Raw genomic sequence first — 15,070 nt, forward strand, 5'->3', positions numbered from 1 at the left:
GCTATTGGGAAAATTCCTGCATTTGCTGAAACGAACGGTACTCGCGATCGCCACTCAGCCATTCCACCAGCGTAATTTTCACTCGTCCGCCCGCATTGGGAGTTGCCAAAAACTCCGCCTCTCCTTCGCTATTAATCACGCGATTGCGCAACTGGGTGGATCCCGCTTCCAGTAGTCGCTTGCTCATCGGGTCATAAATCTCGTAGTAGATCTGGACATTGCGCGCTGGTGTAGCCGTTTCATTGCGCACCCGCCCTGTCAGGCGGTGGTACCACACCCCCGCAATATTTTCGCTTTGTAACTGCACAGCAGTGACTCGCACCACTTTGGGCGCTTCGCGGCGGCGGGCGATCGCGGGCATGCCTTCAAGCGACAAGAACCCGACACTGGTTGTCAACAGCAGACCGCAGAGCCAAATTGTGCGTAAGCTAGGCATTGTTCTCTATCCGGTGTGACAATAATAGAGTCTAAGACGCAACATTCAGCGGGAGCGATCGCCTTGTAGGTCTCATTGCCCTTGAGCATATCACCTTGGTGAGGACTTCCCTGAGCCTGTCACTGCTGGATTGGATTCACCCCACTTAACTATGCCAACTGTTCATGTGATTGGTCTTGGTCGCTCTGGCATCGCCGCCGCCCGTTTACTGAAACGTCAAGGCTGGCAAGTGGAGGTGAGTGATAGTCGTCAAACCCCCGCCCTACAATCCCAGCAGCAACTTCTAGAAGCTGAAGGCATTTCTGTTCAACTCAACTACGACTTTGATTTGCAAACCCTCACCAGCGTTGGCCTGCGTGTTCCCGATGAAATTGTTATTAGTCCCGGCGTCCCTTGGCAGTCCCCTGCTTTGATTGCTGCGCGCCAAGCGGGCATCCCCGTTCGCGGTGAAGTGGAAATTGCGTGGCAGACCCTCGCCCATCTGCCCTGGGTATGTATTACTGGCACCAACGGCAAAACAACCACCACCGCCCTCACCGCTGCCATTTTTCAAGCCGCGGGGTACAATGCACCCGCCTGTGGCAACATCGGCAACAGTATTTGCGAAGTGGCTTTGACCGCTAGCGCCCTTGATTGGGTGATTGCTGAGATTAGTAGCTATCAATTAGAGTCTAGCCCCCCCCTGCAACCCCAATTTGCCCTTTGGACAACCCTCACCCCCGATCACCTTGAACGCCACGGCACCCTCGCGGCCTATGTGGAAACCAAAGCCCACCTGATGAACGGTGCCAAACAAGTGATCCTCAATGGGGATGATCCCTACCTGCGCCAACACATGGTGAATCGTTGGCCGGAAGCTTGGTGGATCAGTACCCAAGGGGCGGCAGCCCTACCCAAGGGGATTGAACAGGGCATCTATATTGCTGGGGATCAAGTGTGGTTTCAGGATCAACCCCTGCTGCCTACCCATGTCCTGCGAATGCCGGGTCAACACAATCAACAAAACTTTCTCTTGGCCGTGGCCGCTGCGCATCTGGCTGGTATTCCTGCTGAAACAATTGCCAAGGCAGTGGCCGGCTTTGCTGGTGTGCCCCATCGTTTGGAGCGCGTTCGCCAATGGCGACAGGTGGAGTGGATCAACGATAGTAAGGCCACCAATTATGATGCGGCCGAAATTGGGCTGCGTTCGGTGGCCGGTCCTGTGATCCTGATTGCGGGTGGGCAGGCCAAAAAGGGGGACGATCGCGCTTGGCTACGGCTGATTCAGGAAAAAGCAGCGTGGGTGCTGTTGATTGGTGAAGCGGCACCGCAGTTTGCGCAGCGCCTAGAAGCAATTGGCTTTACAAATTATGAGATCATGGAGACACTGGATCGGGCAGTGGCGGCTGCTGCTGAACTGGTGACCCAGTACCCGATCAAAACGGTTCTCTTTTCCCCTGCCTGTGCCAGCTTTGACCAATATCAGAATTTTGAAGAACGCGGTGATCACTTTCGTCAACTGTGCTTAGAGCTATGAGCCAATCTGCGGCCTCGGGTCACTGGTGGAATCGCCTCTCCATTGCCAGTCGCTTTTTGATTATTGGCTTGGCAGGCCCTGTTCTGACGCTGAATTTCTGGGCGTTTGCAACGATTCTCAAGTTCTTTGGGCCGCTGGTGGCGGTGCTAGTGCTGGCTTCTCTATTTGCTTTTTTGCTGAACTATCCGGTGCGCTGGATGGAGGAGCAGGGAAATCCGCGAGGGCCGTCGGCAATTTTCGTCTTTCTGTTGGCACTGGTACTGATTGCCATTATTGGCTTGGTGGTGGTGCCCAATGTCTTTAATCAGGCACAACAACTGATTGCTCGTCTGCCGGAATGGTTTAACTCTAGCCAACGGCGCCTCTTGGAATTTGGCCAGTGGGTGGACTCCCTGAACCTGCCGGTGACGGTGGATGTGGATGCCCTTGCCAATCAACTGTTGGAAAAACTCAAGGATCAACTGCAAAGCTTGGCCCGTGAGGCCTTGAATTTAATTTTGGGCACCCTCAGCAGTGCGGTGGATGTGCTGATTAATCTGATTTTGACCGTTGTGCTCACGTTTTATTTGCTGCAGCATGGGGATGAATTGTGGGATGGCCTCCTCAGTTGGTTGCCAGACACGCTCCGCCCCACGGTCTCAGAAACAATTCGTAGAAGTTTTGAGAGCTATTTTATTGGTCAGTTGGTGCTGGGGCTGTGCATGGGCATTGGCTTGACCACAATTTTCATTTTCCTTAAGGTGCCCTATGGCCTGCTCTTTGGCGTCATTATTGGCGTCATGGCTTTGGTACCCTTTGGCGGAACAGTGGGGATTATTTCCATTAGTTTGCTGGTGGCGCTTCAGGATGTTTGGCTCTCCCTCAAGGTGGCGGGATTTTCGTTTCTCTATCAGCAGTTTTTGGAGAATGTGGTTGCCCCTCGGATCATCGGTAGCTTTACGGGCTTAAATCCAGTCTGGGTCTTTTTGGCAATTCTAACGGGAGCACGGGCTTCGGGCTTGGTGGGGGTCTTGATTGCGGTTCCGATCGCGGTGGTGATTAAAACCTTTCTTGTGAGTGTGCGATCGCGCCTCAATGCCGAGGATGTGGACGAGACCGTAGCTTTGCCCAGTAATCCACCCCCCTTGCCCCCTGTCTCTTCGTCAATGAAACCATCTTCAGTGGAGTAGAACGATGCTGCGTGCCCTTCACCCCGGCGTTCTTACCTCGCTTGTGCTGATCAGTACCACAACCGCCATTACCCTGATCACGGCTTTGATGGGCTACCATTTGGGGCGAGACTCCTTGCGTGGGGTGTCCCAGCCCGTCATGAATCCGATTCTGGGTAGTGCTGTGAATGCTGATAGCCCAGCCCAAGGGGAGCGATCGCCCATTCTGGACGAGGCAGAGATCATTGCCCAAACCAAAGCCCGCATTGCTGAAATGACTCAAGGTTCAGGGGAGCGTGAGATTGTCCCTGCCCCCACCACTGCCAGTGAACCCCAAACAGCGGAACCAGCCGCACCTCAGACTCTGCCCATTGTCGCTGAGGATAAGGGGGTGCGCTTAGAAATTAGCCATGTGGACACCATTGGCCAAGACTTAGCCCTGCACGTCAGCTTGAAAAACGACAGTAGCCAAGGAGTGCAGTTCATTTACACTTTCCTAGAGATCAAAAACGACAAAGGCAGCCTTTTGAGTGCCCTCACCGAAGGCCTACCCACGGAATTGCCCCCCGGCAGCGATCTGGTCAAGGGCACCATTCTCATTCCCAAAAGCCTTCTAGGCGATACGAAAACACTGACGCTGCGCCTTGCCAGCTATCCGAATCAGGATGTGCAATTGCAGGCTGCCAATATTCCTGTGGAGTAGCTATGCCCGCTGCTGAATTTGTTCAAAAATGGTTGAGTGCCCGCGATTGGGTGCGAGTACGGGCGGATTTAACGGGTAAGACCACCTTTATGGCGTGGCAGGGAGCGGTGTATAGCTTTGTTCCCCAAGAGCGTCGCCGCCATTTATTTAATATCGTTGGCATGAGTGCGGCTCGCTGCCTGCCCCATCCAGAGGGGGGATGGTATTTTCTCTCCCGTGAATTGACGTTCTATCTTGATCCAGAGACTCAAACCCTTTGCGATCGCTGGCACAATCCTTGGACGAATGAAACAGTCCCTGTGATTCCTGTAGCCAATGATCCCGTGCAGGGGCTATTTCGTCGCGACGTACCGGCCCAAGTGAATGAGCGCATCACAACATTTCAGTTTGATCTGTTTCCCTACTACGACAATCCCCTCGCGAGCGACGAACGGTTTCAGGCCTATAGCCCCCAGCCCATCTACCAAGCGGCAGAACTCTTTAAGTTAACGGTGGCCACTGCCGATTTACACCCAGATACGGAGACCATTGCTCATGTGCATTTGTGTTGGAGCCGGATTGGCCCTTGGTTGCCTTGGATGAAGATGGGCGATCGCCCTGGGTATCTCATCTACAGTGCCACCGGCTGCAAAGCCCTAACAGTTGAAGAGTTACCGTCGCTCTTACAAGCTCAATTAGAACAACTGCCCCTATACCGTGAAGCACCAACGGAATACCGTGAGGGTGCCGATATGACCTCTTGGTTGTATTTTCAGGAACACTTTGAAGCTTATTTGGAGGGGGCACTCTTTCCGCTGACGTGATGAATAGAAACCGGCACCTATTCCCGTGGCGGCAGGCTAAAGAGGGGCAACTCCGTAAACTGTGGTTCGGCAGGACGGGGTGAACGGGGGGTTGTTGGTGGGGCATCGGAGAGGGCAAAATACAGCGCACGTCGCCAACCGCGATCGCGATCTTCGGGGAAACCCGCTTCCGCCACCGTTTTTAGAAAGAGCCACCAGCGTTCTTCAGGACGTAGAGCTAGCCATTTGCGGCAAATGGTGGGAATTTGAGTGTCACTGGCTTGTTCCGCTGCCCAAGCCAAAACGCAAAGTTCTCGTCCGAGGAGGCCGTCAAGGTAATTCATCTATTGGAAAGGCCGCAAACCCCTGATCCTTGCCAAGGCCTGCATTTTGGGATGTCTCTTGCCTGCCACAGATGACCCGCAGCGCGATTTGGAAATTTTTGAACTGCTGATGGGCATGGATGATGCCTCCCTCCCTGCCCGCGCCAAAAAGAAACCCACACCCAAAGAAATTGCTGCCAAAGTCACGCTTGCTCGCCTACAGGATTTTTTCGATATTTCACCGCCTCACTTGCTTCTGCGCGCTGCCCCTGTGGATTGGTCGAACCCCCTGTATGCCGATGTGAAGTTGCAATGGCGCGATGATGTGCCCCTGTGGGATCGCCGTCACCTTGAAGCCGAACTCCTGCCCAAAGTGCCCTATCGGCAGCGCATTGAAAACCTCTACCGCCCCGAAGAAGTGGCCGATGTCCACGATCACATTTGGCAGCGGGTCAATGCCCACCTAGGAACCCATGCCCACTCCTTTCCTGAACTCATTGAACAGCTGGGTATTTTGCGCTTTGGTCATCGCCCCCGTGTGGCAGATACCTTTTGCGGTTCGGGACAAATCCCTTTTGAGGCTGCTCGCCTTGGCTGTGATGTCTATGCCAGTGACCTGAATCCCATTGCCTGTTTGCTAACGTGGGGAGCATTTCACATTGTCGGTGGCACCCCCGAAGAGCGAGCACAACTGGAGCAAGATCAACAGGAACTTGTGGCCAAAGTCCAAGCCGAAATTGACCAACTCGGCATTGAAGAGGATGGCAATGGCTGGCGTGCCAAAGTCTTTTTATATTGTCTTGAAAGTCGCTGTCCACAAACGGGCTGGTGGGTGCCGCTCTTGCCCACGCGGGTCATTAGCAAAGGCTATCGGGTGATTGCCGAATTAGAACCAGAGGCCAGTGAGCAGCGGTATCGCATTCGCATTCGTGCTGGTGTCAGCGATGCAGACCTCAAAGCCGCCGAAAAAGGCACCGTGCGCTCCGATGGACGCGGCCAAGACCCCTACTTGATTCACACGGTCAACGGTCGTGAGTATCGCACCAAAATTTCCACCCTACGGGGTGACTACAAAACCCCTGATGGCAAAACCGCCAACCGCCTCCGCCGCTGGCAAAAATCCGACTTCAAACCCCACCCCGATGACATTTTCCAAGAGCGACTCTACTGCATTCAGTGGATGCGCCCCATTGCCAACACCAACCGCTATGAATATGAATTTCGCGAAGTCACTGCCGCTGATTTAGAACGCGAGCGAATTGTTGAAGACTACGTGGCCAAACACCTGACTGAATGGCAGGAAAAAGGCTGGGTGCCTGATATGCCCATTGAACCAGGGGATGAAACAGCTCGCCTTTTACGAGAAAGAGGGTGGACGTATTGGCATCACTTGTTTAATCCTAGGCAGTTATTGCTGAGTGCAATTACGAACCGATACAGTAATGCCCCTCTCAAGGTCGGTCTAATAAAGCTCTTGAATGCTAATGCTCGCCTCAGTCGCTGGGATCCCAATAGCGGCGGTGGTGGTTGTGTACAGCAAGTTTTTGATAATCAGGCTCTAAATACACTCTATAACTATGGTTGCCGATCTTCTATCTATAGTCTTTCTAGTGCGTTTCGACCCACTTTCCACACTCCGCTTCAATACAGGCAAGAAATCATTGAATCTGCCCCTGCTAGTCAATGTTGGTTTAATGCTGACTTATTTATTGTGGATCCCCCCTATGGCGATGCAGTGAAGTACGAAGAAATTACCGAGTTTTTTATTGCTTGGTTGCGCAAAAATCCACCGCCAGAGTTTGCCAATTGGGTTTGGGATAGTCGCCGTGCCCTCGCCATCAAAGGAGAAGGGGAAGAGTTTCGCCGCAATATGGTCGAGTCCTACCGCCGCATGACGGAGTGCATGGCGGACAATGCAGAAGTGTTGAAAGATAGTTTAAGAGGCTAGAAAAAAGGGAAGAAATGTCGTATTCTTCCCTCAAAAGAAGAAAAATTAATCAGCTTACTATGGCATCTTTTTCAGTTCTTGTCAAGTCTATTCTCAAGCAGCTCAGCCCTTGCGACTACCCCGTCCTCAACTCTCAATTGTTCTTCAAAATCTGGTTGACCTACATTCTCGACCAAGGATTAACCAGCATGAGAGCCTTATTTTATCGCTTGAATCATTCGGGGATTACAGTGGATATGTCCACGTTTTCCAAGGCGAACAAAACTCGAACAACCACCTTATTTGAGAGGATTTACACTCATCTCATGTCTCAAGCTCGCAAGAGACATCGTTGTTCAAGTCTGATGCTGTTTCCTATTGATTCAACCGTCATTACCCTGACGAGTAAGCTCTTTTGGTTCTACAAATACCATCAAGTGAAGTTAATTACAGGATTTGATTTAACAGAGAACATCCTGGGTAAGGCAGTAGTCTCTTTTGGGGAGAGACATGACCTAAGCTTTCAAGACGAGATTTTAGAAATGATCCCTGAGAATGCCGTTGCCATCATGGATAGAGGGTTTGCGAGTTGGAGATTTTTAGAGCGGCTGAGTGAGAGGAAGTGTTTATTTGTTGTGCGTATCAAGAATAACATGAGAATGAAGCTCAATCATGAGAGATACCGAGTGGTTCAATTTTTTGATGAGCATGGAACAGAGTTTCGTATTGCGACGAATCTAATGCATCTAAGTGATGAGGAAGTGAGTGAGCTGTATCGGCATCGGTGGGGGATTGAGAACTTATGGAAGTTTCTAAAGATGCATTTATCATTAGACAAGCTGATTACGAAGAGTTTGAATGGGGTGATAAATCAGATTTATATGGTTTTGATTGGGTACTTAATTTTAGAGCTAATGGAGATACCTGAATACTTTGGCAGGAAGCTATTAGACAAATTGCGATATTTGCAACTGGAACTGAGTCGCCGCTGCTCGATAGTGCATTGGAGCTTTGATTGGCAGCCAGAGCTACTTGTCACTTAGGATGTTAAGTTTTGTTGCAGAATTCAACACTTCTGCGGACAATGGCCTGCAAGTGATCATGTTTACCCATCAGTCGGGGGCAATTTGGGCAGACATGGCCAATATTGTTTGGGCAGCAGGCTTGCAGGTAACAGCAGCATGGTATGTGGTCACTGAGACTGATAGTGGGTTTCGCAGCGGCAGTTATGTCAAGGGCACCGTTCTGCGATCCTGCCCTTGAAGCTGCCCTCTATCGTCCCCAATACCGTCGCCTCTATGAATTGCTCCGCCAAGGCAACCTCCAGATTCGGGTCGTGCCCGCCCAGCAGCTTTTTCTCCACGGCAAAGCAGGGGTGATTGAATCCGCCACAGGCCACAAAACCTGCTTTCTCGGATCTGTGAATGAGTCCAAACGGGCGTTTAGCACCAACTATGAACTCCTCTGGGAAGATCCCACCCCCGAAGGTGTGGCTTGGGTCGAAGCGGAATTTGCTGCCCTCTGGGAGATGGGCATTCCCCTGCCCGACGTCATTATTGAGCAGATTCACCGCATCGGCGATCGCCAAGAAGTCAAACTAATTGACCTTGCCCCCCCAGACCTCCCCGCTGCCGCCCTTGCCGAAAGTCCCCTCTACCGCCGTGGCGAAACCCTCCAACCTTGGCAACGGGACTTTGTCGCCCTCTTCCTTGAGCACCGCCAAACCTATGATCAAGTCCGCCTCCTGCTCGCTGATGAAGTGGGGCTTGGCAAAACCCTTTCCCTTGCCACTGCTGCCCTTGTTGCCAATCTGTTGGGGGATGGCCCAGTTCTCATCCTCTGCCCTGCCCCCCTCACCCTGCAATGGCAAACTGAACTTCTCGACAAACTGGCTATTCCCAGCGCCGTTTGGATGTCCCAAGGCAAATACTGGCAGGATGCCCCAAGGCAAATACTGGCAGGATGCCCACGGCCACATTATCCGCACCCGTGGCGTTGAGGACATTGCCCGCTGCCCCGTCCAAATTGCCATTGTCTCTACGGGCTTAATCATTCAGCAATCTCCTGAATGTGAGGTTTTGCTCAGTCGTCGCTATGGCACCGTCATCCTCGATGAAGCCCATCGGGCACGGCGACGGCTGGGGATCGGTCAAAAAGCGGGTCAACCCAACCACCTGCTAGAATTCATGCAGCAAATTGCCCAACGCAGCCGACACGTCCTCTTGGGTACGGCCACCCCCATTCAAACCCAAGTCTATGAACTCTGGGATCTCCTCAGTGTTCTCAACCAAGGGGCAGGCTTTGTCCTAGGAACCTACTCCCGCTGGCAAACATGGGAAACTGCCCTTCCCATTGTCAAAGGCGATCAATCCCCCACTACTCCCCGCGAAATGTGGGAGTGGCTGCAAAATCCACTACCCCCCGCCAACGAACACCCCATTTTTGCTACCATCCGACTCCAGTTAGGGCTAGATGAGAAAGAGTACCGCATCAGCACAGGATTTGCCAGTTTGCCGACCGTTATCCAGACACGCTTAGAGCTTGAGCTTCCAGCAAACTCTGAATTCCTCTACCACCACAATCCCATCGTTCGCCATACCGTTGTGCGCCGCCGCCGCACCCTTGAGGAAAAAGGCCTCCTAGAGCGAGTGGGGGTCATTGTCCACCCCCAACCCGATGCCCCCCTAGGCAGCTATGGCGACGTTCCCTTTATAGGTGTCGGTCTCATGGCCAACTACACCTTTGAGTGTGCCTATAAAGCGGCTGAAGCCTTTAGTCATGCCCTTGGCCAACGCACTCGTGCCGCTGGCTTTCTCAAAACAATCCTCCTGCAACGTCTGTGCTCTAGCTTTGCGGCTGGACGGATCACTGCTGCCAAAATCCTCAGCCATCAATCCCTCGACGACGACAGCGAACTGGCCACCGCCACTTCCATCCTCAGTGACCTCACCCCTGCCGAGCAGCAAGCCCTTGAACAGGTGATTGCCGAGCTAGAGCGCCCCGACGCCCGCGATCCCAAACTTACTGCTGTCTTGGCCTTCCTCACCCAGCCCCTCACCGCCGCCCAACCTTGGCTAGAGTATGGCTGCATTATTTTCAGTCAGTTTTACGATACCGTGACCGCCGTGGCCACTGCCCTGACCCAAGCCCTCCCCAGAGAACTCATTGCTGTGTATGCGGGGGTTGGCAAAAGTGGTCTTTGGCAAGGGGGTGAGTTCACAAGCGTGGATCGCGAGGCTATCAAGGAGGGCGTCAAGCACCACCGCATCCGTCTCGTCATTGCCACCGATGCCGCCTGTGAGGGGTTGAACTTGCAAACCCTTGGCACCCTGATTAACGTTGACCTCCCTTGGAATCCCTCCCGTCTGGAGCAACGGTTAGGTCGGATCAAACGCTTTGGCCAACGCCGCCCAACTGTGGAAATGCTCAACCTGGTCTATCACCAGACCCTTGATGAAAAAATCTATGAAGCCCTCTCGCGCCGCATGAAAGATCGCTATGACATCTTTGGTAGCCTGCCCGACACCCTTGAGGATGAATGGATTGACAACATCGAGCAACTCGAAGACCTGATGGACAAGTACCTCCACCTCCGCCAAGAAGCCCGCAACGCCTTTGAACTGCGCTATGAACGCCATGTCAGCGACGATCCCGATCAATGGCGCAACTGTGCGCGGGTACTGGCACGGCAGGACATCCTCAATGTCCTCAGCCAACCATGGTCAGCCCTTTGTCCTTAGATGAGTCCTTGGGCAATCAGGGATTCAGCAATTTGCACCGCATTCAAGGCTGCCCCCTTGCGGATCTGATCGCCACAGAGCCACAGTTCAAGGGCATTGGGTTCGGAAAGATCTTGGCGCAGCCGTCCTACGAACACTGGATCTTTACCCGTTGCATCCAAGGGCATGGGGAAATAATGGCGCTGCCAATCCTCCACAAACTGGACGCCTGCTGCCCGTTGCAGGCGATCGCGCGCCTCCTGAAGCGGAAAAGGCTCAAAAAATTCAACATTGAGTGCTTCCGAATGGGCACGTAGCACAGGGACGCGCACACAGGTGGCCGTTAGCCGCAACTCGGGGGCATGAAAAATCTTGCGGGTTTCATTGACCATCTTCATTTCCTCTTGGCAGTAGCCCTGCTCATTGAGGGGAGAATTGTGGAGAAAGAGGTTAAAGGCCAAAGGATAGGGAAAGGCCTCTGTGCGCGGTGGTTGCCCCTTGAGAATATCGAGGGCTTGATCCTTGAGTTCTTGCATCGCTTTTGCCCCTGCCCCGCTAGCGGACTGATAAGTTGCCGCTACAATTCGCCGAATCGGCCGCACCTGATGCAATGGCCATAGCGCAACCGTCATCAAAATAGTTGTGCAGTTGGGGTTGGCAATGATGCCTTGGTGTGTTTTTAGATCTTCAGGGTTGACTTCAGGCACCACTAAGGGAACGTTGGGTTCCATGCGATAGGCACTAGAGTTATCAATGGCGATCGCCCCCCCCCGCACCGCAATCGGCAACCATTGCCGTGACACACTCGCTCCCGCTGAAGCCAGAATCAAATCCAGTCCTTTGAGGGTTTCTTCACTCACTGGCTGTACGGGCAGCACTGTCTCACCAAAAGAAAGCGTTTGCCCCGCTGAACGGGGTGAGGCCAACAGACGCAACTCCGCCACTGGAAAGGATCGCTCTGCCAAAATGGCCAAAATTTCCGTGCCAACTGCCCCTGTGGCGCCTAAAATGCCAACCCGTAATCCCTGTGCCAAGGTCATCACTCCTAGGAATATAAGCTCATTTTACGATTGCCGGGGACTGAGGCATCACTCAGTTGCAGGTTTGGCGTTACCCCTCGGTGAGCACAGGCGTACTAGCGGTTAATTTCGCCGTTGGTGCATTTATATTGCCGGAGAGGATTTGCATTAGGTTCGCCATTTCGAGGGCATTGAGGGCATATTCCCAGCCTTTATTACTTTTAATGCCCGCCCGTTCTAGCGCCTGTTGCATCGTGTCCGTGGTGAGAATGCCATAGATAATCGGCACGCCAGTTTGCATAGAGGCCGTCGCAATTCCCTTGGTCACTTCAGCAGCCACATAGTCAAAATGGGGAGTTTGGCCACGGATCACTGCCCCCAAGCAAATGATGGCAGCATAGCGACGAGTGGCCGCAAGTTGTGCCGCCACCAAAGGAATTTCAAAGCTGCCGGGTACCCATGCGTAGTCCACTTGAGAACCATCGGGATTGGGGTCAACGCCATGGCGACGCAGGCAATCTTGGCAACCCTCTAACAGCTTGGTGGTAACCAAGTCGTTGAAGCGGGAAATCACAATACCAAAGCGAGGCGTTCCCAGAACTTGATAGGTGCCTTCAAAAACAGCCATAGGTGGAGGTGCCAAATCCTATCCAAAAGAGTATAACCTGCAACCGGCTAAGGGGAGCGATCGCCCTGCTCCACCAGGGCGTCTGGGGGCTGCCACTGCCGCACAATGCTGGTTAACTTAGTAACAAATGCGTCAGGTGCCAAGTCGGGATGGAATTCACTAATTTTGGTCTCAGTATGCGTTTCTGCCGGGCGAGGAGAGGGTGGCTCAGGCACACTAATGGGTAGTGACTGGCAGATAATGGCTTCAAACTCGCTATTGAAGTGATAGATGGGTTGTTCACGGCGTTGCCACAGTTCTAGAATTTGCTCTACGGAAATGGCTTTATAGCGCCCCAGATAAAGGGCTTCAATGAGGGCGAGGCGAATCCAGCGGGGGGGAAAGTGGCGCAACCAACGATCGAGGATGGCCTCAACAGACGAGCCATCTAAATCAAATCCATATTGACGTAGCAGGCGATCGGCAGCCTGAATGGCGGCATTGTTGCCAATATGTGCCATGCACCAATTTTGCACTCCCAAAGTTATGGTGCCTCTATGATGCCACAAGTTTTCCAAGGCCGCAGCCGCACTGAATCGCTGTATAAAAGGCGGTATCGTAGAAAAGCAAACCCTCGTGCTTTTACTTGACACGTGCCTTATGGTGACCGCTCCTCCCCCTGAGCTGCTGATTGAAGATACCCCCCTCACGATCGCGGGGCGACAATTTCGTTCACGCTTGATGACCGGTACGGGCAAATATCGTTCCATTGCGGATCTACAGGCTAGTGTTGCCGCGAGTGGCTGTGAAATTGTTACCGTCGCCGTCCGTCGCGTCCAAACCAATGCCCCCGGTCATGAAGGCCTCGTGGATGCCCTTGACTGGAGTAAAATTTGGCTGCTGCCCAATACTGCCGGCTGTCAAACCGCTGAGGAGGCGATTCGCGTTGCCCGTTTAGGCCGAGAAATGGCGAAGCTCTTGGGTCAAGAGGACAACAACTTTGTCAAGCTAGAGGTGATTCCCGACCCGAAATATTTACTGCCCGATCCCTTTGGCACGCTTGCAGCCGCAGAACAACTGGTCAAAGAGGGATTTGCGGTTCTTCCCTACATCAATGCGGATCCACTACTGGCTAAACGGTTGGAGGAAGTGGGCTGTGTCACCGTGATGCCCCTTGCCTCCCCCATTGGCTCCGGACAAGGTCTGCGCAATGCCGCCAACATTCAAATCATTATCGATCAGGCCAAGGTTCCCGTTGTTGTCGATGCGGGGATTGGCACCCCCAGTGAAGCAGCTGCGGCGATGGAGTTGGGGGCAGATGCATTGTTGATTAATACCGCGATCGCCCAAGCAGGGAATGCGCCGGCAATGGCCAAAGCCATGGCGCTGGCAACAACCGCTGGCCGCCTTGCCTACTTAGCGGGTCGAATTCCAGTCAAAGCCTATGCCAGTGCCAGTTCGCCAATGACTGGGACAATTACAACAGCACCATGATTGTCCTGCTCCTGAGCCTGTTGAGCCTGACGGGGACGGCTTCTTACCTCATTGCAGGGGGGTTGACGCTCCAGTTTTTTGGTCAGAAAATCCCTCCATACCTCGATCCTGCACCGGCAGTGTCGTTACTGGTTCCTGTGTGTGGCCTCGATGCTGGCGCATGGGAAAATTGGTCATCGCTGTGTGAGCAGGACTACGGAACCTATGAAGTTCTCTTTGGGGTTCAGAGTCTTGAGGATCCAGCCTTACCACTACTGAAAAAACTTTGCCAAACTTATCCCGATCGCGCCCGCTGGTACCTTTGCGATGAGATTCGCGGCATTAACCGCAAGATGAGTAACCTCTCGCAACTCTTTCCCCATGCCCGCTACGACGTGATTGTGTTAGCCGATAGCGATGTGCGCGTCACTCGTACCTATCTCAGGAGCATTACCGCTCCCTTGGCGGATGCAACCATTGGCGTGGTTACCTGCGGCTACATTGACCACCATCCCAAACGCTTAGGGGCTGCTTTCCTAGCCATGGGGCGCTGTATTGACTTTATCCCCAGTGTGCTCATTGCTCGCTTTCTCGATGGCGGATTGCGGTTTGCCATTGGCCCAACGGTGGTGCTACGGCGGCGGGTGCTTGAAGACATTGGCGGCTTTGAGATTGCCCTCAACCGCATTGGGGATGACTACCGACTCGGCTATACCGCTTGGCAGGCAGGTTATCGAGTGGAATTGTCTAGGTACATCCTTGACAATGATTGTAGTGATGAATCTTTCCTAAAGGCCGTGCAACGGGAACTGCGCTGGTCACGCACGATTCGCTCCAATCGCGGCAATCAGTATTTTGGCATGGTGTTTATCTTTGGCACTGTCTATAGTGCCCTGCTGTGGGGACTATTTCCAACCCCATGGACCCTCAGCGTCTTTCTCGCGGTTCAGGGCATTCGCTGGTTGCAGGCGATCATTAGCATGGTTTTGATGGGTACCCCTCGGCTGCTGTTGTGGCTCTGGCTATTGCCCCTGCGGGATGTGATGAGCTTCCTGATTTGGCTAGGGGGCTGCTTTGGCAATCGCATCTACTGGCGCGGTCGCTGGTTGCAGGTGTATCGCCACGGTCAATTGCAAGAAATTGTTAAGAATTCTCAAGACCCGTAAAGTTCGCTTGTTAGAATAGCTGCACTGTAACGCTGAATTGAGGTTTGTTTCGATGCGCTATACCACCGATGAGGGCGGTCGTCTCAACAACTTTGCTATTGAACCCAAGGTCTATCAAGCGCAGCCTTGGACGCCGCAGCAAAAAGTACGGGCAGCCCTATTGGTTCTGGGGGGCTTGCTCTTAGTGGCAGGCTTGGTGGCGATCGCCGTCGGAGTGAGCTAATCTGCTTTGTCTTGGTTTTGATACGAGC

At 53.2% G+C, this 15,070-nt stretch carries 17 protein-coding genes; 12 read left to right on the plus strand and 5 right to left on the minus strand.

Annotation, left to right across the window (positions count from 1 at the left end; genetic code table 11):
* Window position 1: 1 nt before the first annotated feature.
* Window positions 2-436: a hypothetical protein gene (locus tag NBE99_RS10450; RefSeq protein WP_250682009.1), complete on the minus strand. Its 435-nt coding sequence runs from the start codon at window positions 434-436 to the stop codon at window positions 2-4.
* Window positions 437-587: 151 nt separating this feature from the next.
* Between NBE99_RS10450 and murD the strand changes: the two genes are divergently transcribed.
* From murD to NBE99_RS10470, 4 genes are read left to right on the plus strand one after another with little or no spacing between them, the layout of a single operon-like run.
* Window positions 588-1,952 (plus strand): UDP-N-acetylmuramoyl-L-alanine--D-glutamate ligase, encoded by a 1,365-nt coding sequence (gene murD / locus NBE99_RS10455; RefSeq protein WP_250682010.1) that lies wholly within the window; start codon window positions 588-590, stop codon window positions 1,950-1,952.
* Window positions 1,949-3,121, plus strand: coding sequence for an AI-2E family transporter (locus NBE99_RS10460; protein WP_250682011.1), 1,173 nt, complete (start codon window positions 1,949-1,951; stop codon window positions 3,119-3,121). The genes murD and NBE99_RS10460 overlap by 4 nt, the downstream gene beginning before the upstream one ends.
* Window positions 3,122-3,125: 4 nt before the next feature.
* A complete protein-coding gene (locus tag NBE99_RS10465) occupies window positions 3,126-3,803 on the plus strand; it encodes a hypothetical protein (RefSeq protein WP_250682012.1) in 678 nt (225 codons plus the stop codon).
* 2 nt (window positions 3,804-3,805) lie between these two features.
* Complete coding sequence (locus tag NBE99_RS10470; protein WP_250682013.1) at window positions 3,806-4,606, plus strand: DUF1838 domain-containing protein; 801 nt, start codon at window positions 3,806-3,808, stop codon at window positions 4,604-4,606.
* A 17-nt stretch (window positions 4,607-4,623) separates the two neighbouring features.
* On the opposite strand, the gene NBE99_RS10475 is transcribed toward NBE99_RS10470, so the two are convergent.
* Complete coding sequence (locus NBE99_RS10475; protein ID WP_250682014.1) at window positions 4,624-4,929, minus strand: DUF3780 domain-containing protein; 306 nt, start codon at window positions 4,927-4,929, stop codon at window positions 4,624-4,626.
* 58 nt (window positions 4,930-4,987) lie between these two features.
* On the opposite strand from NBE99_RS10475, the gene NBE99_RS10480 reads away from it, so the two are divergent.
* Genes NBE99_RS10480 through NBE99_RS10500 form a run of 5 tightly spaced genes read left to right on the plus strand, consistent with a single transcriptional unit; the run spans window position 4,988 to window position 10,575 of the window.
* The gene (locus NBE99_RS10480) at window positions 4,988-6,856 is read left to right on the plus strand and encodes a hypothetical protein (protein ID WP_250682015.1); all 1,869 of its coding nucleotides are present in this window, start codon (window positions 4,988-4,990) and stop codon (window positions 6,854-6,856) included.
* 59 nt (window positions 6,857-6,915) lie between these two features.
* Complete coding sequence (locus NBE99_RS10485) at window positions 6,916-7,878, plus strand: transposase (protein WP_399371026.1); 963 nt, start codon at window positions 6,916-6,918, stop codon at window positions 7,876-7,878.
* A 1-nt stretch (window position 7,879) separates the two neighbouring features.
* Window positions 7,880-8,098 (plus strand): hypothetical protein, encoded by a 219-nt coding sequence (locus tag NBE99_RS10490; RefSeq protein WP_250682016.1) that lies wholly within the window; start codon window positions 7,880-7,882, stop codon window positions 8,096-8,098.
* On the plus strand, window positions 8,064-8,834 hold the full coding sequence (locus tag NBE99_RS10495) for a phospholipase D-like domain-containing protein (RefSeq protein WP_250682017.1): 771 nt from the start codon (window positions 8,064-8,066) through the stop codon (window positions 8,832-8,834). Before NBE99_RS10490 ends, NBE99_RS10495 begins: the two co-directional genes overlap by 35 nt.
* Entirely contained in the window at window positions 8,773-10,575 is a 1,803-nt protein-coding gene (locus tag NBE99_RS10500; RefSeq protein WP_250682018.1) for a helicase-related protein, read from the plus strand. The genes NBE99_RS10495 and NBE99_RS10500 overlap by 62 nt, the downstream gene beginning before the upstream one ends.
* On the opposite strand, the gene NBE99_RS10505 is transcribed toward NBE99_RS10500, so the two are convergent.
* The 3 genes from NBE99_RS10505 to NBE99_RS10515 all read right to left on the minus strand — a co-directional run bounded on the left by NBE99_RS10505 (window position 10,572) and on the right by NBE99_RS10515 (window position 12,701).
* The gene (locus NBE99_RS10505) at window positions 10,572-11,594 is read right to left on the minus strand and encodes an aspartate-semialdehyde dehydrogenase (protein ID WP_250682019.1); all 1,023 of its coding nucleotides are present in this window, start codon (window positions 11,592-11,594) and stop codon (window positions 10,572-10,574) included. The two genes, NBE99_RS10500 and NBE99_RS10505, sit on opposite strands and share 4 nt — an antisense overlap.
* 70 nt (window positions 11,595-11,664) lie before the next feature.
* Window positions 11,665-12,201 carry a 6,7-dimethyl-8-ribityllumazine synthase gene (gene ribH, locus NBE99_RS10510; protein WP_250682020.1) on the minus strand — a complete coding sequence of 179 codons (537 nt, stop codon included), beginning with the start codon at window positions 12,199-12,201 and terminating at the stop codon, window positions 11,665-11,667.
* Window positions 12,202-12,248: 47 nt separating this feature from the next.
* Window positions 12,249-12,701 carry a hypothetical protein gene (locus NBE99_RS10515; protein WP_250682021.1) on the minus strand — a complete coding sequence of 151 codons (453 nt, stop codon included), beginning with the start codon at window positions 12,699-12,701 and terminating at the stop codon, window positions 12,249-12,251.
* A gap of 139 nt (window positions 12,702-12,840) precedes the next feature.
* On the opposite strand from NBE99_RS10515, the gene NBE99_RS10520 reads away from it, so the two are divergent.
* From NBE99_RS10520 to psb34, 3 genes are read left to right on the plus strand one after another with little or no spacing between them, the layout of a single operon-like run.
* Window positions 12,841-13,674 carry a thiazole synthase gene (locus NBE99_RS10520; RefSeq protein WP_305879873.1) on the plus strand — a complete coding sequence of 278 codons (834 nt, stop codon included), beginning with the start codon at window positions 12,841-12,843 and terminating at the stop codon, window positions 13,672-13,674.
* Window positions 13,671-14,819 carry a glycosyltransferase gene (locus NBE99_RS10525; RefSeq protein ID WP_250682022.1) on the plus strand — a complete coding sequence of 383 codons (1,149 nt, stop codon included), beginning with the start codon at window positions 13,671-13,673 and terminating at the stop codon, window positions 14,817-14,819. Before NBE99_RS10520 ends, NBE99_RS10525 begins: the two co-directional genes overlap by 4 nt.
* Window positions 14,820-14,871: 52 nt before the next feature.
* On the plus strand, window positions 14,872-15,042 hold the full coding sequence (gene psb34 / locus NBE99_RS10530) for a photosystem II assembly protein Psb34 (RefSeq protein ID WP_250682023.1): 171 nt from the start codon (window positions 14,872-14,874) through the stop codon (window positions 15,040-15,042).
* Window positions 15,043-15,070: the final 28 nt, after the last annotated feature.

Source organism: Thermosynechococcus sp. HN-54 (assembly GCF_023650955.1).
Taxonomy (GTDB): domain Bacteria; phylum Cyanobacteriota; class Cyanobacteriia; order Thermosynechococcales; family Thermosynechococcaceae; genus Thermosynechococcus.

Bases quoted from the DNA above. Each gene is read 5' to 3' on its own strand.
- NBE99_RS10450 (WP_250682009.1), bottom strand. From the start codon at position 436: ATGCCTAGCTTACGCACAATTTGGCTCTGCGGTCTGCTGTTGACAACC.
- murD (WP_250682010.1), top strand. From the start codon at position 588: ATGCCAACTGTTCATGTGATTGGTCTTGGTCGCTCTGGCATCGCCGCC.
- NBE99_RS10460 (WP_250682011.1), top strand. From the start codon at position 1,949: ATGAGCCAATCTGCGGCCTCGGGTCACTGGTGGAATCGCCTCTCCATT.
- NBE99_RS10465 (WP_250682012.1), top strand. From the start codon at position 3,126: ATGCTGCGTGCCCTTCACCCCGGCGTTCTTACCTCGCTTGTGCTGATC.
- NBE99_RS10470 (WP_250682013.1), top strand. From the start codon at position 3,806: ATGCCCGCTGCTGAATTTGTTCAAAAATGGTTGAGTGCCCGCGATTGG.
- NBE99_RS10475 (WP_250682014.1), bottom strand. From the start codon at position 4,929: ATGAATTACCTTGACGGCCTCCTCGGACGAGAACTTTGCGTTTTGGCT.
- NBE99_RS10485 (WP_399371026.1), top strand. From the start codon at position 6,916: ATGGCATCTTTTTCAGTTCTTGTCAAGTCTATTCTCAAGCAGCTCAGC.
- NBE99_RS10490 (WP_250682016.1), top strand. From the start codon at position 7,880: ATGTTAAGTTTTGTTGCAGAATTCAACACTTCTGCGGACAATGGCCTG.
- NBE99_RS10495 (WP_250682017.1), top strand. From the start codon at position 8,064: ATGTCAAGGGCACCGTTCTGCGATCCTGCCCTTGAAGCTGCCCTCTAT.
- NBE99_RS10500 (WP_250682018.1), top strand. From the start codon at position 8,773: ATGCCCCAAGGCAAATACTGGCAGGATGCCCACGGCCACATTATCCGC.
- NBE99_RS10505 (WP_250682019.1), bottom strand. From the start codon at position 11,594: ATGACCTTGGCACAGGGATTACGGGTTGGCATTTTAGGCGCCACAGGG.
- ribH (WP_250682020.1), bottom strand. From the start codon at position 12,201: ATGGCTGTTTTTGAAGGCACCTATCAAGTTCTGGGAACGCCTCGCTTT.
- NBE99_RS10515 (WP_250682021.1), bottom strand. From the start codon at position 12,701: ATGGCACATATTGGCAACAATGCCGCCATTCAGGCTGCCGATCGCCTG.
- NBE99_RS10520 (WP_305879873.1), top strand. From the start codon at position 12,841: ATGGTGACCGCTCCTCCCCCTGAGCTGCTGATTGAAGATACCCCCCTC.
- NBE99_RS10525 (WP_250682022.1), top strand. From the start codon at position 13,671: ATGATTGTCCTGCTCCTGAGCCTGTTGAGCCTGACGGGGACGGCTTCT.
- psb34 (WP_250682023.1), top strand. From the start codon at position 14,872: ATGCGCTATACCACCGATGAGGGCGGTCGTCTCAACAACTTTGCTATT.